Origin of the sequence: Pseudomonas lyxosi (assembly GCF_047758685.1) — a bacterium.
Lineage (GTDB): Bacteria > Pseudomonadota > Gammaproteobacteria > Pseudomonadales > Pseudomonadaceae > Aquipseudomonas > Aquipseudomonas lyxosi.
Window position 1 is genome coordinate 5,984,215 of record NZ_CP180481.1, and the last position, 21,446, is coordinate 6,005,660.

Annotated in this window: 17 protein-coding genes and 3 tRNA genes; all 20 read right to left on the minus strand. The window is 60.7% G+C overall.

The features are described from left to right. Positions 1-62: 62 nt before the first annotated feature. Complete coding sequence (locus ACMXYI_RS27480) at positions 63-2,486, minus strand: TonB-dependent siderophore receptor (RefSeq protein ID WP_415770104.1); 2,424 nt, start codon at positions 2,484-2,486, stop codon at positions 63-65. Positions 2,487-2,553: 67 nt separating this feature from the next. Continuing rightward, positions 2,554-3,504, minus strand: coding sequence for a FecR domain-containing protein (locus ACMXYI_RS27485; protein ID WP_415770105.1), 951 nt, complete (start codon positions 3,502-3,504; stop codon positions 2,554-2,556). Next, complete coding sequence (locus ACMXYI_RS27490; RefSeq protein WP_415770107.1) at positions 3,501-4,010, minus strand: sigma-70 family RNA polymerase sigma factor; 510 nt, start codon at positions 4,008-4,010, stop codon at positions 3,501-3,503. Before ACMXYI_RS27490 ends, ACMXYI_RS27485 begins: the two co-directional genes overlap by 4 nt. Before the next feature lie 393 nt (positions 4,011-4,403). Further along, positions 4,404-4,480 (minus strand) — tRNA-Asp (locus tag ACMXYI_RS27495). 93 nt (positions 4,481-4,573) lie between these two features. Continuing rightward, a tRNA-Asp gene (locus ACMXYI_RS27500) sits at positions 4,574-4,650 on the minus strand. A gap of 55 nt (positions 4,651-4,705) precedes the next feature. Then, positions 4,706-4,781 (minus strand) — tRNA-Val (locus tag ACMXYI_RS27505). A gap of 159 nt (positions 4,782-4,940) precedes the next feature. Beyond that, entirely contained in the window at positions 4,941-5,717 is a 777-nt protein-coding gene (locus tag ACMXYI_RS27510) for an SDR family oxidoreductase (RefSeq protein WP_415770108.1), read from the minus strand. Beyond that, complete coding sequence (locus ACMXYI_RS27515) at positions 5,714-6,925, minus strand: O-succinylhomoserine sulfhydrylase (protein WP_415770109.1); 1,212 nt, start codon at positions 6,923-6,925, stop codon at positions 5,714-5,716. The genes ACMXYI_RS27510 and ACMXYI_RS27515 overlap by 4 nt, the downstream gene beginning before the upstream one ends. 64 nt (positions 6,926-6,989) lie before the next feature. Beyond that, positions 6,990-8,495, minus strand: coding sequence for an amidophosphoribosyltransferase (gene purF, locus ACMXYI_RS27520; RefSeq protein ID WP_007905939.1), 1,506 nt, complete (start codon positions 8,493-8,495; stop codon positions 6,990-6,992). A 41-nt stretch (positions 8,496-8,536) separates the two neighbouring features. Further along, on the minus strand, positions 8,537-9,097 hold the full coding sequence (locus ACMXYI_RS27525; RefSeq protein WP_008145596.1) for a CvpA family protein: 561 nt from the start codon (positions 9,095-9,097) through the stop codon (positions 8,537-8,539). A 98-nt stretch (positions 9,098-9,195) separates the two neighbouring features. Then, on the minus strand, positions 9,196-9,867 hold the full coding sequence (locus ACMXYI_RS27530) for an SPOR domain-containing protein (RefSeq protein ID WP_415770111.1): 672 nt from the start codon (positions 9,865-9,867) through the stop codon (positions 9,196-9,198). Then, positions 9,851-11,158, minus strand: coding sequence for a bifunctional tetrahydrofolate synthase/dihydrofolate synthase (gene folC, locus ACMXYI_RS27535; RefSeq protein WP_415770113.1), 1,308 nt, complete (start codon positions 11,156-11,158; stop codon positions 9,851-9,853). The genes ACMXYI_RS27530 and folC overlap by 17 nt, the downstream gene beginning before the upstream one ends. Next, a complete protein-coding gene (gene accD, locus ACMXYI_RS27540) occupies positions 11,155-12,075 on the minus strand; it encodes an acetyl-CoA carboxylase, carboxyltransferase subunit beta (protein ID WP_033061847.1) in 921 nt (306 codons plus the stop codon). Before accD ends, folC begins: the two co-directional genes overlap by 4 nt. A 182-nt stretch (positions 12,076-12,257) precedes the next feature. Then, complete coding sequence (locus ACMXYI_RS27545) at positions 12,258-12,878, minus strand: phosphoribosylanthranilate isomerase (RefSeq protein ID WP_415770115.1); 621 nt, start codon at positions 12,876-12,878, stop codon at positions 12,258-12,260. Positions 12,879-12,941: 63 nt separating this feature from the next. Continuing rightward, positions 12,942-13,766 (minus strand): tRNA pseudouridine(38-40) synthase TruA, encoded by an 825-nt coding sequence (gene truA, locus ACMXYI_RS27550; protein ID WP_415773990.1) that lies wholly within the window; start codon positions 13,764-13,766, stop codon positions 12,942-12,944. Positions 13,767-13,955: 189 nt separating this feature from the next. After that, a complete protein-coding gene (locus ACMXYI_RS27555) occupies positions 13,956-16,811 on the minus strand; it encodes a FimV/HubP family polar landmark protein (RefSeq protein ID WP_415770117.1) in 2,856 nt (951 codons plus the stop codon). A gap of 207 nt (positions 16,812-17,018) precedes the next feature. Continuing rightward, on the minus strand, positions 17,019-18,029 hold the full coding sequence (locus ACMXYI_RS27560) for an aspartate-semialdehyde dehydrogenase (protein ID WP_415770119.1): 1,011 nt from the start codon (positions 18,027-18,029) through the stop codon (positions 17,019-17,021). A 250-nt stretch (positions 18,030-18,279) separates the two neighbouring features. Continuing rightward, positions 18,280-19,392 carry an aspartate-semialdehyde dehydrogenase gene (asd, locus tag ACMXYI_RS27565; protein WP_149658895.1) on the minus strand — a complete coding sequence of 371 codons (1,113 nt, stop codon included), beginning with the start codon at positions 19,390-19,392 and terminating at the stop codon, positions 18,280-18,282. A 68-nt stretch (positions 19,393-19,460) separates the two neighbouring features. Continuing rightward, positions 19,461-20,543, minus strand: a complete 1,083-nt coding sequence (leuB, locus tag ACMXYI_RS27570; RefSeq protein WP_415770121.1) for a 3-isopropylmalate dehydrogenase — start codon at positions 20,541-20,543, stop codon at positions 19,461-19,463. A gap of 51 nt (positions 20,544-20,594) precedes the next feature. Further along, positions 20,595-21,362: a class I SAM-dependent methyltransferase gene (locus ACMXYI_RS27575; RefSeq protein ID WP_415770123.1), complete on the minus strand. Its 768-nt coding sequence runs from the start codon at positions 21,360-21,362 to the stop codon at positions 20,595-20,597. Between the last annotated feature and the right edge of the window lie 84 nt (positions 21,363-21,446).

The following is a 21,446-nucleotide window of genomic DNA, read 5'->3' on the forward strand; positions in this document are numbered from 1 at the left end:
TACGAATCAGGTCATGGTCCAACGAAGACGCCCCGGTCCCTGGGGCGCATGACACGGGTGAATCAGAAGTCGACGGTCGCCGAAAGGAGGTAGGTGCGCGGGGTCGACAGCGTCAAGCCAGGCTCGCTGTCATCCGAGGCACCGGCCGAACTCCAGTAGCGCTTGTCCGCCACGTTCTCGACATTGGCACGCAGGGTGATGTTCTTTTCCTCGACCTTGAACGCATAGCGTGCGCCCACGTCGAAACGTTCCCAGGAGTCGATTTCCTTGTTGTTGGACTGGTCCAGGTACTGCGAGCTGGAATAGATGCCGCGGCTGGTCAAGGTCAGGCCCTGTACGGTCGGCACATCCCACTCGGCGCCCAGGTTGACGTTGTATTTCGGCGTGGCCGGCGCCCGGTTGCCGTCGAAGGTGCCATTGGTGGTTTTGGTCAGCTCGCTGTCGATGTACATGACACCGCCAAGCAGGCGGAAACCATCGAGCGGTTCACCGAACACACTCAGTTCCACACCCGTGTTCTCACGCTTGCCGTTCGGGCCGAAGACGCGTGTCGTGGCGTTGGTCTCGTAGGCTGGCTGCTTGATCCGGAACACGGCAGCAGTGACGGCGAACGCACCGGCATCATACTTGGCACCGATCTCGACCTGGCGGCTGATGAACGGCGGGAAGATCTCGTCTTCGTTCACCGAGGTCGACGGCGCGATCTTGCCCTGGCTCAGGCCTTCCATGTAGTTGGCATACAGCGACAGCTTGTCGGTTGCCTTGAACAGGATGCCGCCTGACGGCGAAACCTTTTCCTCGTCGTAGGCAGTGTCGCCTCTGACGTTATCGGTCCAGTCGTCAACCTTCACGCGCTGCCAGCGGGCGCCGAGTGTCAACAGCAACCGGTCATCGAAGAAACCCAGGGTGTCGGACAACGCCACACCGGTGGAGCGGTTTTCGGTATAGACCTCCGAATCCTGTCGCGTGGGTCTGACAGGCGTTGGTGTTGTCACGGGGTTGTAGAGGTTGCTGTTGGCGGCAGCATAACGGGCGCCGCCATTTTCGAAGTCCATGTAGTAATAGCTGGCAGCCAGGTTGACTTCATGGCTCACCGGGCCGGTATGAAACCAGTTGCGCACCCCCGCCGTGGCCGTCCGGACATTTTCGTAGCGAGTGAAGTCACGCGGTTGAACGCTGAAATTGCCGGGGTTGTTGGTGACCGAAACCGCATGGCGGAGGAAGTCATGGTTACTTTTGCGCGCGCCCACACCGCCGTACAGCATGACGGAATCGTTGACATCGAATTCAGCGTTCACCGTGCCGAACGTGTCGTTGGTACTCGCCTTGCTCCAAGGCTGCGCATAGTTGCGGCGCACATCGCTGGCATGCGGAACCTGCGCGTTAGGGCCAACCTGTACGCGTTCCTGCGGTGCGTCGGTATCACGTTCGGTGCGCCCGATGTCCGTCGAGAGTCGCAGGCGTTCACCGCGAAAATCCAGGCCCAGCACGGCCATCTCGCGATCGACATTCTGGTGATCCCATTCGGTGTCGCCGGACTGCTTCACGCCGTTGAAACGAAGGCCAAACTTATTGTCTTCACCGAAGCGCCGGCCAACATCCACGGCACCGCCAACCTGGCTGTCGGAAGCGTAACTGCCGGTGAATGAAGTGATGGGCTTGTCGGTCGCGCGCTTGGGCACCACGTTGATCCCGCCACCCACGCTGCCACGCGGCGAGATGCCGTTGATGAGCTGGCTCGGGCCTTTGAGGACGTCGACGCGGTCGGCCATCTCCATGTCGATCGTATAGGTCGGCAAGACGCCGTAGAGACCGTTATAGGAAACATCACTGTTGAACAAGCTCAGCCCGCGAATGGTGAACTGCTCATAGCGCCCACCCGCCGGGTTGGTGGCGCGAACCGAAGGATCGTTGGCGATCAGGTCGCCCAAGGTACGCGCCTGCTGGTTTTTGACCACCTCACTGGTGTAGGTGGTCATGCTGAACGGCGTTTCCATAAAGTCTTTCGAGCCCAGCAGGCCCTGTGAACCGCGACGCGCGACCTGGCCGCCGGCATACGGATCGCCGTGCTCCGAGTCAATGGCACCGAGAATCGAGGTGGCGCCCAGTTGCAGGCTGCCGCCTTCTGGCGCCGGGGTCAGGATGTACGCCTCTTCGCCTACCGGCTGCAGTTGCAGACCGGAACCCTGCAACAGTCGGGCAAAGCCCTCCTCCACCGCGTACTCGCCGGAAAGTCCAGGGCTGGTGCGACTGCCCACCAGTGCCGGGTCCACTGACAGATTGACCCCGGCCAGCCCGGCGAAACGGGTCAGCGCTGCGCTGAGGCTTCCTGCCGGCACCTGGTAACTGCGTCGAGGCGCGTCTTCGGCCCAACCGGCAGTGATGAACAACGGACAGGCACTCAGACTCAACAACAGACTCAAGTGCAACAACGGGCGCAGCCTGGAAGAACCCAGACGCGTACTGCAGGGCATCACTACGGGCATTGAGAATCTCTCTGATTTCGTTTCGCTTGCCTTGAATGACAAGCGACGCGAAAAAAGGGGACACACCTCAAACACTATTTTTGCGCGGCAGTAACGTGACCCAGTAGCGGGTTCGCCTTTGCACCTCCAGCGGCAGGCTGGCCGCCAGTAACGTCAGGATGCGATCGGTGTCTTCCAGACGGAAACTGCCGGTGACGCGCAGGGATTCGAGCTCCGGCTCCCAGCGCAACAATCCAGGACGATAGGTGCTGAGTTCGCGCAGAAAATCGCCCAAGGGCTGGTTCTGTGCCATCAACACGCCGTCGCGCCAGCCTGGGGCAAGCACATCGAAAGGTTCGACGCGTCCGGCACCCATCGCCTGAAGGCTGACTTGCTGGCCTGCGCGCAATGAAAAGACCGGCCCGCGCAATGGCTGCAACTGCACGGCGCCTTTAAGCACTGACACCTTGCAACCCGTCTGCCCCTGACGAACGCACACTTCGCTCTGGCTAGCGACCACTTGCCCGAAGTGCGTCTGGATCGTCAGCGGCGAGGTGCCGGGCACATTCAGCGCTATTTCGCCTTCCACGAGTCTCAGCCGGCGATTCTTCAGGTCGATATCGACGGCACTTGCGGTATTCAATTGCAGCGAGCTGCCATCGGCCAACTGGACCTTTTTGCCCTCCCCGGCCGCGGTTCGCAGATCAGCGCGCCAGACATCCAGAGGTAGCTGCCGGCTGATCAGCCAGGCGGTTGGCACCAGTGCCACCACCCCGACGGCGCGCTTGAGCACCGTGCGCCGACTCGTCTGCGGCCGATCCAGGCTGGCCATGGCCAGTGCCGACGGCAGGTCGGCAAAGCGCTGGCGCAAGAGTTGGGCTTTCTGCCAGGCCTGTTCGTGACTGGGATGGCTGTCACGCCAGTGCTGCAGATTGGCACGATCGCGATCATTGGCGGCGCCTGACTCCATGAGTGCCAGCCATTGAGCGGCAGCCCGCACGACTTGCCGGGCTTCAGCTGAAGGTGTCGAACCGATCACAATTCCACCAGCAGGCAATGCTCATAGGCTTGCGCCATGTAGCGCTTGATCGTGCGCTCGGAGACTTGCAGGCGTTCGGCAATCTCGTGATAACCCAAGCCCTCCAACTGGCTCCAGAGAAACGCCCGCCGCACTGCGGTCGGCAACCCATCGAGCAATTCATCCAGGGCTTGCAGGGTTTCCAGCAGCAACCAGCGTTGCTCGGGCGACGGCACGCAGTCCTCGGGCAGCAGCGCCAAGGCGTCGAGGTAGGCCTGCTCCAGGCTGCGGCGCTTATAGAAGTTGCTCAGCAGTCGCTTGCCGACCGTCGCCAGATAGGCGCGGGGTTCTTGCAGGTCAGCCATGTGCTGGGAGCTGGCGAGTAAACGCACGAACGTATCCTGGCTCAAGTCCGCCGCATCATGGCCATTGCTCATGCGTCGCCTCAACCAGCTTTCGAGCCAGCCACGATGGTCACGGTACAGGTCGTGGAAGGTTTGCGCCGCCGGCATCGCTGCATCACTCATCTAAAGGAACCCTGCGCGAAGAAATATTTTAAATGCGACTCATTCTAATTAGTGTTGATACTTCAAACCAAGCGCTTTATGCGGTTCGCCCCCAGGAAAAACTTGAATACGCGAATGAAAGACAGGTGTTTCTGCCACGCAGCCACCGGTTAATCAGGGCTAAGCGTTATTGAGGGAAATCGTCGAGAGGAGTAACAATTCGACACACGGGCACATTTGGCCAGCAGATGCGAATACCCATGGTTGCGGGGACAAGGAGAAAAGCCAAATCGCAGACACAAAAAACCCCGGTCTTTCGACCAGGGTCTTTGCTATCGACTCGAAGTAGACACTGGCTTTTACCAGCAGCTTTCTTCGTAGCTCCAAGGCGTTCAGTGAGCCTTGAGGCAGATATGGCGCAGCGGACGGGACTCGAACCCGCGACCCCCGGCGTGACAGGCCGGTATTCTAACCGACTGAACTACCGCTGCGTATCGCTTTGGACTTGCGTCCAAGTAACTCGTCTGACTGGAAGCTTCGAGGCTTTCAATCTCGAACCAGAATAAATTCTGACTCGGAAAATATGGCGCAGCGGACGGGACTCGAACCCGCGACCCCCGGCGTGACAGGCCGGTATTCTAACCGACTGAACTACCGCTGCGCGTCGGTGGAGGCTTTTAAAAGCTTCCATCTTGCTTTCGCAAGACTCTCGGAAGTGGTGGGTGATGACGGGATCGAACCGCCGACATTCTGCTTGTAAGGCAGACGCTCTCCCAGCTGAGCTAATCACCCGTTTGCATCTCCGAGGCCGCGAAATTTACGCAGGTACCGAAGCTAAGTCAATACCCCGCTTGAAGTTTTTCTGAAAAAGACAAAATCATGTCATTTCCCGCAGCGCTGCCAACGGCTGCCTGCAACCTCAAACCGCCGCTGTCGCGGCCCCTGCTCGAATTACTCGCTGTAAATCATCTTCTTGGTCATGCCGCCATCGACCACGAACTCCTGACCCGTGACAAAACCGGCATTCTTCGATAACAGCCAGGCGACCATCGCCGCCACGTCCTCGACCGTCCCTACCCTGCCCGCCGGATGCTGGGCATGATCGGCATCGGTCAGAGGTTCGGCACGGCGCGCGGAGGGATCCCGCGCATCGATCCAGCCCGGGCTGACCGCATTGACGCGGATTTCTGGCCCGAGGCTGATCGCCAAGGCATGAGTCAGGGCCAGCAGGCCGCCCTTGCTCGCCGCATAAGCCTCGGTGTCGGGTTCCGACTGCCCGGCGCGGGTCGAGGCCAGGTTGACGATTGCGCCGCTGTGAGCGCGCAGGTACGGCGCACAGTGCTTGGCTAACAGCATTGGCCCACTGAGATTCACCGCCAGCACCCGATTCCAGTACGCCAGATCAAGGCTTTCAAGGGTGATGTTGTGCGGATCGGCAACCGCCGCGTTACACACCAGCGCATCCAGACGCCCGAACTGCCCCAGCACCTCGGCGACGCCCAACGCCACCTGCCCTTCGTTCGAGACGTCCATGGCGATGAACCAGGCGTTGTCGCCGAGCACCTTCGCCACTTTCGAACCGCGCACCCGATCTAGATCAGTCAGCACCACCTGCCAGCCTTCGCTGATCAGCCAGGCCGAGATCCCCAGACCAATGCCCCGCGCAGCACCCGTAACCAGTGCAACGCGGCCGTTGGTGCCAGTGCTTGGCGTGGACAACTCGATCACAAGGCAGCCAACCCGCGCGCCAGATCGGCTTGCAGGTCTGCCACGTCTTCCAGACCGACCGCGATGCGGATCAGGCTGTCACGAATGCCCGCTGCTTCACGCTCTTGCGGCGCCAGACGTCCGTGAGAGGTGGTGCTTGGGTGCGTAATGGTGGTTTTGCTATCACCGAGGTTGGCGGTGATGGAAATCAGACGGGTCGCATCGATAAAGCGCCAGGCGCCCTCTTTGCCACCCTTGACCTCGAAACTCACGACCGCACCAAAGCCTTTCTGCTGACGCTGGGCCAACTCGTGCTGCGGATGGCTTTTGAGGCCGGCGTAATGGACTTTCTCGATGCCGTCCTGCCGCTCCAGCCATTCGGCCAGTTGCTGGGCATTGGCACAGTGAGCCTTCATACGCAGGCTCAGCGTTTCCAGGCCCTTGAGGAAGATCCAGGCGTTGAACGGGCTCAGGGTCGGCCCGGCAGTGCGCAGGAAACCGACGACTTCTTTCATTTGTTCGCTGCGACCGGCCACAACACCGCCCATGCAACGGCCCTGGCCGTCGATGAACTTGGTCGCCGAGTGCACGACGATGTCCGCGCCCATCTTCAGCGGTTGCTGCAACGCTGGGGTGCAGAAGCAGTTGTCGACCACCAGCAACGCGCTTTTGGCGTGAGCGATTTTCGACAGCTCGGCGATGTCCACCAACTCAGCCAGTGGATTGGATGGCGATTCGACAAACAGCAATTTGGTATTGGCCTTGATCGCTGCATCCCAACCGGACAAGTCCGCCAGAGGCACGTAATCGACTTCGATGCCGAAGCGTTTGAAGTACTTCTCGAACAGACTGATGGTCGAACCGAATACGCTGCGTGACACCAGTACGTGATCGCCGGCGCTGCACAGGCTCATCACCACCGCCATGATTGCGGCCATGCCGGTCGCCGTGGCCACGGCTTGCTCGGCGCTTTCCAGGGCGGCGATGCGCTCTTCGAACGCGCGCACGGTCGGGTTGGTGTAGCGCGAGTAAACGTTGCCCGGCACTTCACCGGCAAACCGTGCGGCGGCGTCGGCGGCGGTACGGAATACGTAGCTGGAAGTGAAGAACATCGGATCACCGTGTTCGCCTTCCGGCGTGCGGTGCTGACCGGCGCGTACGGCCAGGGTATCGAACGCTACGCCATCGAGGTCGCTGTCCAGCCGACCGGCATCCCAATCCTGACTCATGCTGTCACTCCTTGCCTTGCTCTTCTAGTAGATACAAAACCGGCCCCTCAGGGCCGGTAGTTACTCAGTTGTTATACAGATCAATGATCGCGCTGACTGCCTGCGTCTTGACCTTGGAGGCATCGTTACGTGCCTGCTCGATCTTGTTCAGGTAAGCCTCGTCGACGTCGCCGGTGACGTACTGGCCGTCGAACACCGCGCAATCGAACTTCTCGATCTTGATCTTGCCGCCACCGACCGCTTCGATCAAGTCAGGCAGATCCTGATAGATCAACCAGTCAGCGCCGATCAGATCAGCCACGTCCTGGGTCGAACGGTTGTGCGCGATCAACTCGTGAGCGCTCGGCATGTCGATGCCGTAGACGTTCGGGTAGCGAACGGCCGGTGCTGCGGAGCAGAAGTAGACGTTTTTGGCGCCGGCTTCGCGGGCCATCTGGATGATCTGCTTGCAGGTAGTGCCGCGAACGATGGAGTCGTCCACCAGCATCACGTTCTTGCCGCGGAATTCCAGCTCGATGGCGTTGAGCTTCTGGCGTACGGATTTTTTCCGTGCGGCCTGGCCCGGCATGATGAAGGTCCGGCCGATGTAGCGGTTCTTCACGAAGCCTTCGCGGAACTTGACGCCCAGGTGGTTCGCCAACTCCAGGGCCGCGGTGCGGCTGGTATCCGGAATCGGGATGACCACGTCGATGTCGTGATCCGGACGCTCGCGCAGAATCTTCTCGGCGAGTTTCTCACCCATGCGCAGGCGTGCTTTATAGACCGACACGCCGTCGATGATCGAGTCCGGACGCGCCAGGTACACGTGTTCGAAGATGCACGGGGTCAGGGACGGGTTGGTCGCACACTGACGGGTGTGCAGCTTGCCGTCTTCAGTGATGTAGACCGCTTCGCCCGGTGCCAGATCGCGAATCAGGGTGAAACCGAGCACGTCCAGGGAGACGCTTTCGGAGGCGATCATGTACTCGACGCCTTCGTCGGTGTGACGCTGACCGAAGACGATCGGGCGGATGCCGTGCGGGTCACGGAAACCGACGATGCCGTAACCGGTCACCATCGCCACAACCGCGTAACCACCGACGCAACGGTTGTGCACGTCAGTGACGGCCGCGAACACGTCTTCTTCGGTTGGCTGCAACTTGCCGCGCTGGGCCAGTTCGTGTGCGAACACGTTGAGCAGCACTTCCGAATCGGAATTGGTGTTGACGTGGCGCAGGTCAGATTCGTAAATCTCCTTGGCCAGCTGTTCAACGTTGGTCAGGTTACCGTTGTGCGCCAGGGTGATGCCGTAAGGCGAGTTGACGTAAAACGGTTGGGCTTCGGCCGAAGTCGAGCTGCCCGCGGTCGGGTAACGCACATGACCAATACCCATGTGACCGACCAGGCGCTGCATGTGACGTTGATGGAACACGTCACGTACCAGGCCATTGTCCTTGCGCAGGAATAACCGGCCATCATGGCTGGTCACGATACCGGCAGCGTCCTGGCCGCGGTGCTGGAGGACGGTTAGCGCGTCATACAGCGCCTGATTGACGTTCGACTTACCGACGATACCGACGATGCCACACATGCGACGCAACCCCTACTTAATGGATCTGAACTGAACACAACTCACTGAGGCGTTTTGGCCATCGGCAAGAGGTGCTCCTTGAACGGTATCTCAGCGGGTACGCTGATACCGCTGGCAAGCCACTGACTGCTCCACCCGAGAATCAGGTTTTTAGACCAGTCTGCGACCAATAGAAATTTTGGCACGAGCTGTGACTCTTTCCACCACCCGTCCTGCTGTACCGGTCCCAGGCTCAACAGCCCGACCGCCACGACCACCAGCAACACGCCACGCGCGGCGCCGAAGGCCATGCCGAGGAATCGATCGGTCCCGGACAACCCGGTGACGCGAACCAATTCGCCGATAAGATAATTGATCATTGCGCCTACGATTAACGTGGCGACAAACATGATGGCACAGCCCGTGATCACACGGGCCGACGGCGTTTGGATGTATCCGGCGAGGTACTCGGACAATGAACCACCGAACATCCAGGCGACGACTCCTGCGATGATCCAGGTCACCAGCGATAGTGCTTCTTTGACGAAGCCGCGGCTCAGACTGATCAATGCGGAGATGGCGACGATTGCAACGATCGCCCAATCAACCCAGGTAAATGGCACAGTGCAGCCTACAGACGGATAAGGCGGCGCATTTTAGCAGAGCGCATGGCTATCGGTAAGCTGCGATTGTCAGTGCATTTCAAATCGGGGCGATAGTTTTAACCGCGCTCAGGCTGGAAACGCACCACGAAACCCTTGAGGTTCTGCTGGCGGCTCAACAAGTCACGCAGACGATCGGCTTCTGCCCGCTCGATCAGCGGTCCGACAAACACCCGATTCTTGCCGTCGGCAGTGCGGATGTAGGCGTTGTAACCCTGGCTGCGCAGGGATTTCTGCAGGCTTTCTGCACTAGCACGGCTCGACAGGCTGGCCAGTTGCACCGACCAGCTGACCGACAGGCCATTGGCATCGACGCGGCTTTGAGTCGTGTCCGGCTTGCCCGGTGCAGCCGTGATGGGCTGGCTAGGTGCAACCGTTGGCTTGTTGACTGGCGCAGGTGCCGGCGCCGGAGCTGGCGTGACCGGTTTGGCGGCAGGCGCAGGCGCCACCGGTACATTCGGGGCAATCACTGTCGACGGCGCTTCTTGCTGAGCGATTTCATCATCACTCGGCACGGGTTCCTGAGGCAGGGCTTGCGGCTCAGGCACCACCACCGGTTCGACCTGAACTTGCGGCACCGCAGGCGCTTGCGGCGCAGCCGGGGCCTCAACCGTCACTTGACGCTGCTCATCCTGACGGGAAAACAGCATCGGCAGGAAAATCACCGCCAGCGCCACCAGAACCAGGGCGCCAACCATGCGCTGTTTGTATGCCTTATCCAGCAATGCCATTTGCCGCTTCCTCCGTGGAGCGCCGGGCCAGCCATTCAAGGGCCTCGGCGACACAATAAAATGATCCGAACAACAGAATCTCGTCGTCGCCCGTCGCCAGCGCGCACTGCCCTTCCAGGGCGGCGGCTACGCTGTCATAGGACGTTACCGAGGCGCCAAGGTTCTGCAACGCCGCGTGCAAATCGGCAACGGGACGTGCTCGCGGCGAATCCAGCGGCGCGACGGCCCATTGCTGGACACTAGCATTCAATTCACCGACAACACCATCCAGATCCTTGTCCGCCAGCAATCCGAACACCGCCAGACGTTTGCCGGCCGGTGGACGGCTGGCCAAGCGGCGAGCCAGATACTCTGCCGCATGGGGGTTATGCCCCACGTCCAGCAACAGGTTCAGGCGCTTGCCCTGCCAGTCGAACTGACGGCGATCGAGGCGACCGACCACCCGAGTGGCTTTCAGCGCTTCAATAATTTGTGCATCCGCCCAAGGCAACCCGAGCAACAGGTAAGCCTGCAACGCCAGCGCGGCGTTTTCCATCGGCAAATCGAGCAACGGCAAATCGTGCAGCTCGACCGCACGCCCTTGAGCGTCAAGACCGCGCCATTGCCAGTTGTGATCGGTGATGCCGAGGTCGAAATCGCGTCCACGCAGGAAAAACGGGCAATTGAGCTCGCGCGCTTTATCCAGCAGAGGTTGTGGAGGATTCAGGTCGCCACACAGCGCAGGCGCGCCCTGGCGGAAGATGCCGGCCTTTTCGAACGCTACGGATTCACGGGTATCACCCAGATAATCCGCGTGATCGACACCGATGCTGGTGACCAGCGCCATATCGGCATCGACCACATTGACCGTGTCCAGACGCCCGCCCAGCCCGACTTCCAGCACCACTGCATCGAGACTGGCATGTTGAAACAGCCAGAACGCCGCCAGGGTGCCCATTTCGAAGTACGTCAACGAAGTGTCGCCACGGCCCGCCTCGACCGCTGCAAAGGCTTCGCACAGCTCGGTGTCAGTGGCTTCGACGCCATTGACCTGCACCCGCTCGTTGTAACGCAGCAGGTGCGGAGAATTGTAGACACCGACGCTCAGGCCCTGCGCCCGCAGCAACGAAGCCACGAATGCGCAGGTAGAACCTTTGCCGTTGGTGCCGGTGACCGTGATCACCCGAGGCGCCGGCTTGCCCAGTCCCATGCGGGACGCTACCTGTTGCGAGCGCTCCAGGCCCATGTCGATGGCCGAAGGGTGCAACTGCTCAAGGTAGGCGAGCCACTCGCCAAGGGTACGTTCGATCATATGTTGGCGGGTACCGGTGGAACCACGATTGGCTCGATTGGCGCGGCGACGAATTTCGGCGTCGGCAGGCCCATCATTTGTGCCAGCAGATTGCCCAGACGCGGGCGCAGTTCCTGACGGTGAATGATCATGTCGATCGCACCGTGTTCCAGCAGGAATTCGCTGCGCTGGAAGCCTTCCGGCAGTTTTTCACGCACGGTTTGTTCAATAACGCGCGGACCGGCGAAGCCGATCAGGGCTTTCGGCTCACCGACAATCACGTCGCCGAGCATCGCCAGACTGGCGGAAACACCGCCGTAGACCGGGTCGGTCAGTACGGAGATGAACGGAATGCCTTCTTCACGCAGACGCGCCAGCACCGCAGAGGTCTTGGCCATTTGCATCAGGGAGATCAGGGCTTCCTGCATCCGCGCACCGCCGGAAGCGGCGAAACAGATCATCGGGCAACGGTTTTCCAGCGCGTAGTTGGCGGCGCGAACAAAACGCTCACCAACGATGGCGCCCATCGAACCACCCATGAAGGAGAATTCGAAGGCCGACACCACTACCGGCATGCCCAACAGGGAGCCGCTCATGGAGATCAGTGCGTCTTTTTCGCCGGTCTGCTTCTGCGCAGCGGTCAGGCGATCCTTGTACTTCTTGCCGTCGCGGAACTTCAGACGGTCAACCGGCTCCAGGTCCGCGCCCAGTTCGGCACGACCTTCAGCGTCGAGGAAGATATCGATGCGGGCGCGGGCGCCGATACGCATGTGGTGGTTGCACTTGGGGCAAACGTCCAGGGTCTTTTCCAGCTCCGGACGATACAGCACAGCCTCGCAAGACGGGCATTTGTGCCACAGACCTTCAGGCACCGAGCTCTTCTTGACCTCGGAACGCATGATCGAAGGGATCAGTTTGTCTACTAACCAGTTGCTCATGCTTTCTTTCTCCAGTACCGGCGGCCCGAACGCTCTGGTTCGCAGCCCCGCGTATGCCCTTGAGCTAAATTCATGTGTGTGGCGATGATCGATGGGTTGCCGGATCAGCTAAACGTGACCTGCGTACACCCCAAAAACCCTCAGCCATGCCTGTGGACGGCGGCAGTGTGCCAGCCGTCACATCAGCTACTGCGTACCGCTTTAATGAATGCCTGAATCTTTGCGTGATCCTTGATGCCCTTGCTCGCCTCTACCCCACCGCTGACGTCCACGGCATAAGGCCGAACCCTTGTAATCGCCTCGGCGACGTTGTCCGGCGTCAAGCCACCCGCCAGGATGATCGGTTTGCTCAAGCCTTGCGGTATCAAAGACCAGTCAAACGCTTCACCGGTTCCGCCGGGTACGCCTTCAACGTAGGCGTCGAGCAGGATACCGCTGGCACTTGGAAACGCATCGCACGCAGCCGCGATATCGTCACCGGCCTTGACCCGCAGCGCCTTGATGTACGGACGGTGCCAGCCTTCGCAGTCGGCTGCGGTTTCGTCGCCATGGAACTGCAACAGGTCCAGCGGCACGGCGTCGAGGATTTCCCCCAACTCGCAGCGGCTGGCGTTGACAAACAACCCTACGGTGGTCACGAACGGCGGCAACGCCTCGATGATCGAGCGCGCCTGCTGAAACGTCACGGCCCGCGGGCTTTTTGCGTAGAACACAAATCCGATCGCATCAGCCCCGGCCTCGACGGCTGCCAACGCATCTTCTATGCGGGTAATCCCACAAATCTTGCTGCGAACGGCCGACATGTCGATAGAACCCCAAGGTAAATCCGAGAAAGTCCCGGATGGTAACAAAAGCGTTCGAGGGCGTCAGCCGTCAAGTTCCGAGAAGCCGGTCAGGAAGTGCGGCCCGATGTAACGCTCGGGCAATTCGAACTCGTCGCGGTACTCGACCTGCACCAGGTACAGGCCGTACGGATGCGCCGTCACCCCGCCGGACCGGCGAATGCGGCTCTCCAGCACCTCTTTCATCCACTCCACCGGACGCTCGCCGGCACCGATGGTCATCAGCACGCCCGCAATGTTGCGCACCATGTGGTGCAGGAAGGCGCTGGCGCGAATGTCCAGCACGATCATCTTGCCGTGACGCGTGACGCGCAGGTGATGCAATTCCTTGATCGGCGACTTGGCCTGACACTGGCCGGCACGGAAAGCGCTGAAGTCGTGGGTGCCGACCAGGTACTGCGCCGCCTCGGCCATGCGCTCGACGTCCAGTGGACGGTGGTTCCAGGTGATTTCTTCGTTCAGGTGCGCCGGTCGGATCTGATCGTTGTAGATCACGTAGCGATAGCGACGGGCAATGGCCTTGAACCGCGCATGAAAATGCGCCGGCATGACCTTGGCCCAGCTGACACTGACGTCGTGAGGCAAATTGATATTGGCGCCCATGACCCAGGCTTTCATCGAGCGCTCGACCTGGGTATCGAAATGCACCACCTGACCGCACGCATGCACACCTGCATCCGTACGCCCGGCGCAGAGCAGCGACACCGGTGAATCGGCGACTTTGGACAAGGCGTTTTCGAGGGTTTCCTGCACCGTGAGCACGCCAGAGGCCTGGCGCTGCCACCCGCGATAGCGCGAGCCTTTGTATTCAACGCCCAACGCGATCCGGAAAAAGCCCTCGGCCACCATTTCGGCAGCCGGATTATCTATATATGCCAAGGAGTGACAGCCTGCTGATGTACGCAAAGGCGGGCATTATAAGGCCGCCGGACCGGGACGCCAGAGGCGCGTGTGTTTTGTACCCTGCCCGGCGCCCAGGACAGAAACAAAAACGGCAGCCTCAATGGGCTGCCGTTTTGTTTACGCCTTACCGATCAATCAAGCCAGACGCGAAAGCATTTCCTTGGCTTCGCTCTTCTGACCTGCATCACCCTCGGTCACCACCTCGTTGAGGATGTCCCGGGCGCCATCGGCGTCGCCCATGTCGATGTAGGCCTGGGCCAGATCGAGTTTGGTCGCGACTTCGTCAGTGCCGGAAAGGAAATCGAATTCCGGCTCGTCAGCTGCGGAGGCCATGGCGTCTTCCGCCGTGAAGCTCGGCTCGCCAAAACTCTGGGACAGACGATCCAGCTCGGCGTTGACGTCTTCCAGTTCGGCTGCAAACGCGTCCGGAGCGTCCGGCGCGTCCATTTCGTCAGCCAGCGACAGGTCGAAATCGGCTGGCAGCTCCAGATCGTCCAGCGCAACCTCGGGAACAGCCGGCGCTTCAGCGGCAGGTAAATCCAGGTCCTTGACGCCTTCATCCAGACTCAGGAAGTCGTCTTCGGCCAGGGTCGCCGGCGAGGCATCCCCACCGAGATCCATATCCAGGTCGAAGTCCGACAGGTCATCGAGGTTTTCCTTGATGTCGGTCTGCCGCTGCAACACCGACTCGAAGCTCAGGTCGTCGTCCAGTGGGAACTCGTCCAGTTCAGCCGCAGACACTGGCTCTGCTGCTGGTACTGGTTCTGGTGCAACCACTGCCGGAGAGGCAGTTTCCAGATCATCCAGGCTCAAATCGAAAGCACTGTCGAGGTCATCGGACTCTGGTTCTGGTTCTGGTTCTGGTTCTGGTTCTGGTGCAACCACCGCCGGAGAGGCAGCTTCCAGATCATCCAGGCTCAAATCGAAGGCACTGTCGAGGTCATCGGACTCTGGTTCTGGCTCAACCACCGCCGGAGAGGCAGCTTCCAGATCATCCAGGCTCAAATCGAAGGCATTGTCGAAGTCATCGGGCACTGCCGGTGCCGGCGCTTCAGGCTCGTCCAGCAGCAGATCCTTGACGTATTGCGCGTCCAGTTCAGCGGCGATCGCAGCGGCTGCGATACCACCGGCTGCCGCAATCACCATCGCCGGGAAGCGGCTCTTGAGTTTTTCCACCTGTGCAAAGTTGTCACCGTTGGCCACCAGCTGGCGTTCCTGGGCAACGAATGCATCGCGGTCGCCTTGCTGACCGTAGACTTCCATCAGCTTGAGGCGCAGGTCACTGCGTTGCGGCTCTTGCTTGATCCCGTCTTCCAGCAAGGCAGCCGCCTGATTCAGACGACCGGCAGTGATGTGCGACTGCGCCTTGGTCAATACGTTGTCATCGCGTTCGCCAGCAGGCGATACCAGTGGCGCAGCGATCGGCGGCGTTACCACAACCGGATCAATTACCCGCGCCGGCGCGGGTGCAGGGGCTGGTGCAGGCGGTGGCGTCGGGGTTGGCGCGGTAGCGAGCTTCACGCTCGGCGGCGGCACGTCCAGGTCTTCGAAGATGCTTTTCGGCAGGTCGAGCTCAGCGGAGAACGCCTGCTCCTCGGCCAAGTCACGGGCCATGCGCAAATGCTTCTCGGCTTCTTGCTGGGCTTTGCGGCGACGCGCCAGCAATAGCAGCAGGAACAGCGCCACCACGGCACCGCCACCTGCCAGACCCAGCAGCCACGGATTGGTCAGCAGTTCTTTGAATTGCTGATCGTCGGATGCTGCCGGCGTCGGCTCAACAGGCTGCTCGACCGGAGCCGGCGTGGCCTCAGGCGCAGCAGCCTCTGGTGCAGGTGTTGCCGGAGCCGCTTCCGTAGGCGCTGCCGCAGGATTGGCCGCCAGTTCGGCTGACATTGCCGGAGCAGTCGCATCAGGTGTCGGCGCACCCGCCGCGCCTTCAGCCTGCAACTTGGCCAGTTGATTGTTCTTCAGCTCGATCAGGCGTTGCAGCTTGTCCATCTGACTTTGCAGATCGGTCATGCGGCTTTTCAGTTCAGCGTTGTCACGACGGCTCGTGTCGAGGCTTTCCTTGGTCACGGCCAGCTTGTTGCTCAAGTTCTTGGCGTCGCCCGCGGCGCCTTTGCCACCGGCCTTGCCGGACTCGGCGGAAACCAGGCTCAGCTTGTCTGTCGCCGTTTGCGACGAAGGGCCTTCGCCGCGAGCGCGTTTGGTGGCATCGAGCTGCTGCTGTCCGGTCCCAGGCTTCGCCACATAGCGACGACCCTGACGCCACGCGGTGTTCTGCGCGGAGACTTCAGCAATGGCTTTCGGTTGCGGCAGGCTGGTGCTCTGCGCCTGATCCGGCAGACGCAGCACCTGACCGGCTTTCAACCGGTTGATGTTGCCGTCGATAAAGGCATCCGGGTTCAACGCCTGGATGGCCAGCATGGTTTGCTGGACCGAGCCGCCAGTGTGCGTCTTCGCAGCGATTTCCCACAGGGTATCGCGCGGCGCGGTGGTGTATTGGGTTGGTTTGGTGCCACCGGTCACCGGTGCGGTGACGGTTTGCATCGGTGCAGGCTGCGCAGCCGCATCAGCGGTTTGCGGCGAGAATTTGGACGGATCGAGCAGCACGCTGTAATCGCGCTGCAGGCGACCGTTGGGCCACATCACCTGAACCAGGAATTTCACCATGGGTTCGGAGAGGGGTTTGCTGGATGTCACACGCAGGATGCTTTTGCCGCTGGCGTTGAGCACCGGGGTAAAGGTCAGGTCATTGAGAAACGCCTGGCGGTCGATACCGGCCTTGGCGAAATCTTCGGGCGAAGCCAGGCTCGGTACCAATTCGGCAGCGGTGAGGTCCTTGACGTCGAGCAACTCGATTTCCGCCACCAAGGGCTGGTTCAGCGTCGACTTCAGGGTCAATTCCCCAAGCCCGAGGGCATGCGCCATACCGGAGGACAGCGCCGAGGCGGCCGCTATTGCTAACACCAGTTTGCGAACTTGAACCATAGCCTCATCCTTTGTTTGAACATTCCTCGGCCAGCGAGAAGGTGTTGATAGTCGCTGCCGTAAGGCATTGCGAGCGGCGGCGAAGAGTCGTCGCGCGCGATCATTTCATTCATGCCACGCAACGCCCCGGAGGGAGCCTGCCTTCAGCAGTCCGGCCAAGCATAGCGCCCGGCTGGATTCATTCGACAAATTGTTGCCAAGTATCTTTTACAGGAGGTCTTTTATCAACAATTCAGCCACCTGCACAGCATTGAGCGCTGCGCCTTTGCGTACGTTATCTGACGTCAGCCACAAATTAAGTTCCGACAGGTCGTCGATCCCGTTGCGAACCCGACCAACGTAGACCACGTCCTGCCCTACCGCATCGCCTACCGGTGTCGGGTAATCGCCGGCTTCCACCAGCTCTATACCGGGCGCGTCTTCCAGGGCGGCGTTGACTTTTGCCAGGTCGATGTCGCTCGACGACTGCAAGGTCACGTTAAAGCTATCGCCAAAAAACACCGGGGCTTGAATGCAAGTGACGGAAATCTTTAATAAAGGTAGCGCCATGACCTGACGCAGCTCGCGTACCAGGCGCTTTTCCAGCAGCGTGTGACCCTGCTCATCAGGCTTGCCCACTTGCGCCAGTAGGTTGAAGGCCATCTGCCGATCGAAGAAGGTCGGCTCCAGCGGACGCACGTTGAGCAGCTCGGCCGTTTGCCGTGCCAGCTCGGTGACGGCTTCGCGACCCTGGGCGGAGACGGCCAGACTGGCGGTCAAATTGATGCGTTGCAGATCGAGCAAACCGAGCAACGGCGCGAGCACGACCGCCAGTGTGGTGGCCGAAGGGCTTGGACTGCTGACCAGGAACGGCTTTTTCAAACCGGCCAGCACCTGCGCGTTGGCTTCAGGCACGACGTGTGGCGCCTGATCAGCCGGCAAGGCTCCGGACAGGTCGATCAGCGAACAACCGGCGGCTGTGGCGCGCGAAGCGAAACTCAGGGTTACCGCCGGGCCGGCAGCGAAGAACACCAGCTGGACCTTGCTGAAGTCGAACTCATCGACCTCCCGCACCCGCACGTTCTTGCCGCGAAACGGCACCGAATGGCCGGCCGATTCACTGCTGGCGAGCAGGTGCAGATTGCCGACCGGGAAGTCGCGCTCTTCGAGAATCTGCACGAGCGTTTCGCCGACAGTACCGGTGGCGCCGATCACGGCAATATCAAAGGACTGGCTCATGGTTCTACCTCTGGCGAAACGGGGGGGAGCGGCACTTTACCGGGTGGTTGGGATGCAGGCAATTCGCGCCCACCCCGATCGTTCCCACGCTCTGCGTGGGAATGCCACCATGGACGCTCTGCGTCCGCCCTTGAAACTGTGACGCGGAGCGTCACGGGATGCATCCCTTTGCTGCGCGTGGGAACGATCTGTGGGCATAAAAAAACCCGCACCTCTTTCAAGGCGCGGGTTCTTTTATTACTTCAATCGATCAACGCTCAAGCAGGATCCGCAGCATGCGACGCAGCGGTTCAGCCGCGCCCCACAGCAGTTGGTCGCCGACGGTGAACGCGCCGAGGTACTGCGTGCCCATGTTCAGCTTGCGCAGACGGCCAACCGGTACGTTCAGGGTGCCGGTGACTTTCGTCGGGCTCAGTTCCTGAATGCTGGCTTCGCGGCTGTTCGGCACCAGTTTGACCCAAGGGTTGTGCTGGCTGATCAGCCCTTCGATGTCGGCGATCGGCACGTCTTTGTTCAGTTTGATGGTCAGCGCCTGGCTGTGGCAGCGCATGGCGCCGATGCGCACGCAGATGCCATCGACCGGGATCGGGCTCTTGAAGCGACCGAGAATCTTGTTGGTCTCTGCCTGGGCTTTCCACTCTTCGCGGCTCTGACCGTTCGGCAGTTCCTTGTCGATCCACGGGATCAGGCTGCCGGCCAATGGTACGCCGAAGTTTTCGGTCGGGTACGCGTCGCTGCGCATGGCCTCGGCCACACGGCGGTCGATGTCGAGGATCGCGCTGGCCGGGTCGGCCAGTTGATCGGCGACAGCGGCGTGGGTCGCGCCCATTTGCTTGATCAGTTCACGCATGTTCTGCGCGCCGGCACCGGAGGCCGCCTGATAGGTCATGGCGCTCATCCACTCGACCAGACCGGCTTCGAACAGACCGCCCAGGCCCATCAGCATCAGGCTGACGGTGCAGTTGCCGCCGATGTAGTTCTTGGTGCCCGCGTCGAGCTGCTGGTCGATGACCTTGCGGTTCACCGGGTCCAGCACGATCACTGCGTCATCCTGCATGCGCAGGCTGGAAGCGGCGTCGATCCAGTAACCCTGCCAGCCAGCTTCGCGCAGCTTCGGGAAGACTTCGCTGGTGTAGTCGCCACCCTGGCAGGTCAGAATCACGTCAAGGGTTTTCAGCTCTTCAATGCTGTAAGCGTCCTTGAGCGGAGCAATGTCCTTGCCCACGGACGGGCCTTGGCCACCGACATTGGAAGTGGTGAAAAACACCGGCTCAATAAGATCGAAATCCTGCTCTTCCAGCATCCGCTGCATGAGCACGGAACCGACCATACCGCGCCAACCGATCAGACCTACACGTTTCATCGCAACTACACCTTCTTTAAAAAGTGGGCCGCTGCTTTCAAAGTGAAAGTTGCAGCGGGCCCGAGAGATTACAGATTCCGCAGCGCGGCGACTACTGCGTCGCCCATTTCCTGCGTACCGACTTTAGTGCAACCGGCCGACCAGATGTCGCCAGTACGCAGGCCTTGGTCCAATACCAGACTGACGGCCTTCTCGATCGCATCGGCCGCATCCTGCAGATTGAAGCTGTAACGCAGCATCATCGACACCGACAAAATGGTCGCCAACGGGTTGGCAATACCTTTGCCTGCGATGTCCGGCGCCGAACCGTGGCACGGCTCGTACATGCCCTTGTTGTTGGTATCCAACGATGCCGACGGCAGCATGCCGATGGAACCGGTAAGCATCGACGCCTGGTCGGAAAGAATGTCGCCGAACAGGTTGTCAGTGACGATCACGTCGAATTGCTTTGGTGCCCGCACCAGTTGCATGGCGGCGTTGTCGACGTACATGTGGCTCAGTTCGACTTCAGGGTAATCCTCGGCCACTTGCTCGACGATTTCACGCCACAGTTGGCTGGAAGCCAGTACGTTGGCCTTGTCCACCGAGCACAGCTTCTTGCCGCGTACCATGGCCATGTCGAAACCGACGCGGGCGATGCGACGGATTTCGCTTTCGCTGTACGGCAGGGTGTCGTACGCCTGACGCTCGCCGTTTTCCAGGGTGCGGGTACCGCGTGGCGCGCCGAAGTAGATACCGCCGGTCAGTTCACGGACGATCAGGATGTCCAGGCCAGCCACGATTTCAGGCTTCAGGCTCGAAGCCTCGGCCAATTGCGGGTACAGGATCGCCGGACGCAGGTTGCCGAACAGGCCCAGTTGCGCACGAATCTTCAGCAGGCCGCGCTCAGGGCGAATGTCACGCTCGATGGTGTCCCATTTCGGGCCGCCCACGGCGCCCAGCAATACAGCGTCGGCCGCGCGAGCACGGTCCAGGGTTTCGTCAGCCAGCGGCACGCCGTGTTTGTCGATGGCAGCGCCACCGATCACGTCATGGCTCAGCTCGAAGCCCAGGCTGTACTTGTCGTTCGCCAGCTCCAGCACCTTGACCGCTTCGGCCATGATTTCCGGGCCAATACCGTCACCTGGGAGAATCAGAATCTGCTTGCTCATGCTTTCCTCATGTCATCAGTCGGTGCGCCCGTGGGCGCGCCCGGAAAAAGTCTATCGCTCTGCCCACAGCACCAGTACATCTGTACTGAACGAACCATCGGCCTCAATCTCAAAATATTCGCGTACTTCATTACCCATCGACTGCTGCAACTCGAGGATTGCCGCGCGCATCACCTCTGGTGTGCGCATGCGCTCGACCCACGAGGTGTACTCCAGTCGCAGCCGTTGACGGGTGGTGCCACGGGTATGCAACCCCGCTTCGCTGACCTGACGCAACCACTCGCCGGCGGAATAATCGCGCACATGGCTGGTATCGCGAAGCACTTCGACGCTTTGCAGGTAAGTGTCGAACAACGGACTGCCCGGTGACAATACGTCGATGAACGCCGCCACGCCGCCCGGCTTCAGCACCCGGCGAACCTCTCGCAGGGCCAGGCCGAGATCGCTCCAATGGTGCGCCGAATAACGGCTGAAGACGAAATCGAACTCACCATCGGCGAACGGCAGGCGCTCGGCGGCGCCCAGCACGGTGGAGACGTTGGTCAGACCGCGATCGACGGCGGCACCGGCCACCACGTCGAGCATCTGCTGCGACAAATCGTAGGCCACCACTTCTTTCACCAGCGAGGCCACGTGAAAACTCACGTGACCGGCGCCGCAGCCCAGGTCCAGCACACGAGCATCGCCCTGCCCTGCCAGTTCAGCCTGTAGCAACGCGAATTCGGTGCCCTGAGCGTGTACGGCGCTGCTCAGATAGGCCGAGGCCTGTTCACCGAATTGCTTTTGTACGACTTGGCTGTGCTGGGCGGTGCTGGTCATATGGACTTCCTTTTTGGGGTTTAGCCTTGTGGTGTTTGTCCGGACCTCATCGCGGGCAAGCCCGCTCCCACAGGTTTTGTGAAC

Coding starts and splice junctions, on each gene's coding strand:
- folC (WP_415770113.1), bottom strand. CDS start 11,158: ATGATCGAACGTACCCTTGGCGAGTGGCTCGCCTACCTTGAGCAGTTG.
- ACMXYI_RS27555 (WP_415770117.1), bottom strand. CDS start 16,811: ATGGTTCAAGTTCGCAAACTGGTGTTAGCAATAGCGGCCGCCTCGGCG.
- ACMXYI_RS27480 (WP_415770104.1), bottom strand. CDS start 2,486: ATGCCCGTAGTGATGCCCTGCAGTACGCGTCTGGGTTCTTCCAGGCTG.
- ACMXYI_RS27575 (WP_415770123.1), bottom strand. CDS start 21,362: ATGACCAGCACCGCCCAGCACAGCCAAGTCGTACAAAAGCAATTCGGT.
- ACMXYI_RS27530 (WP_415770111.1), bottom strand. CDS start 9,867: ATGGCATTGCTGGATAAGGCATACAAACAGCGCATGGTTGGCGCCCTG.
- asd (WP_149658895.1), bottom strand. CDS start 19,392: ATGAAACGTGTAGGTCTGATCGGTTGGCGCGGTATGGTCGGTTCCGTG.
- leuB (WP_415770121.1), bottom strand. CDS start 20,543: ATGAGCAAGCAGATTCTGATTCTCCCAGGTGACGGTATTGGCCCGGAA.
- ACMXYI_RS27515 (WP_415770109.1), bottom strand. CDS start 6,925: ATGAGTCAGGATTGGGATGCCGGTCGGCTGGACAGCGACCTCGATGGC.
- ACMXYI_RS27560 (WP_415770119.1), bottom strand. CDS start 18,029: ATGAGCCAGTCCTTTGATATTGCCGTGATCGGCGCCACCGGTACTGTC.
- ACMXYI_RS27490 (WP_415770107.1), bottom strand. CDS start 4,010: ATGAGTGATGCAGCGATGCCGGCGGCGCAAACCTTCCACGACCTGTAC.
- ACMXYI_RS27545 (WP_415770115.1), bottom strand. CDS start 12,878: ATGTCGGCCGTTCGCAGCAAGATTTGTGGGATTACCCGCATAGAAGAT.
- purF (WP_007905939.1), bottom strand. CDS start 8,495: ATGTGTGGCATCGTCGGTATCGTCGGTAAGTCGAACGTCAATCAGGCG.
- truA (WP_415773990.1), bottom strand. CDS start 13,766: ATGGTGGCCGAGGGCTTTTTCCGGATCGCGTTGGGCGTTGAATACAAA.
- accD (WP_033061847.1), bottom strand. CDS start 12,075: ATGAGCAACTGGTTAGTAGACAAACTGATCCCTTCGATCATGCGTTCC.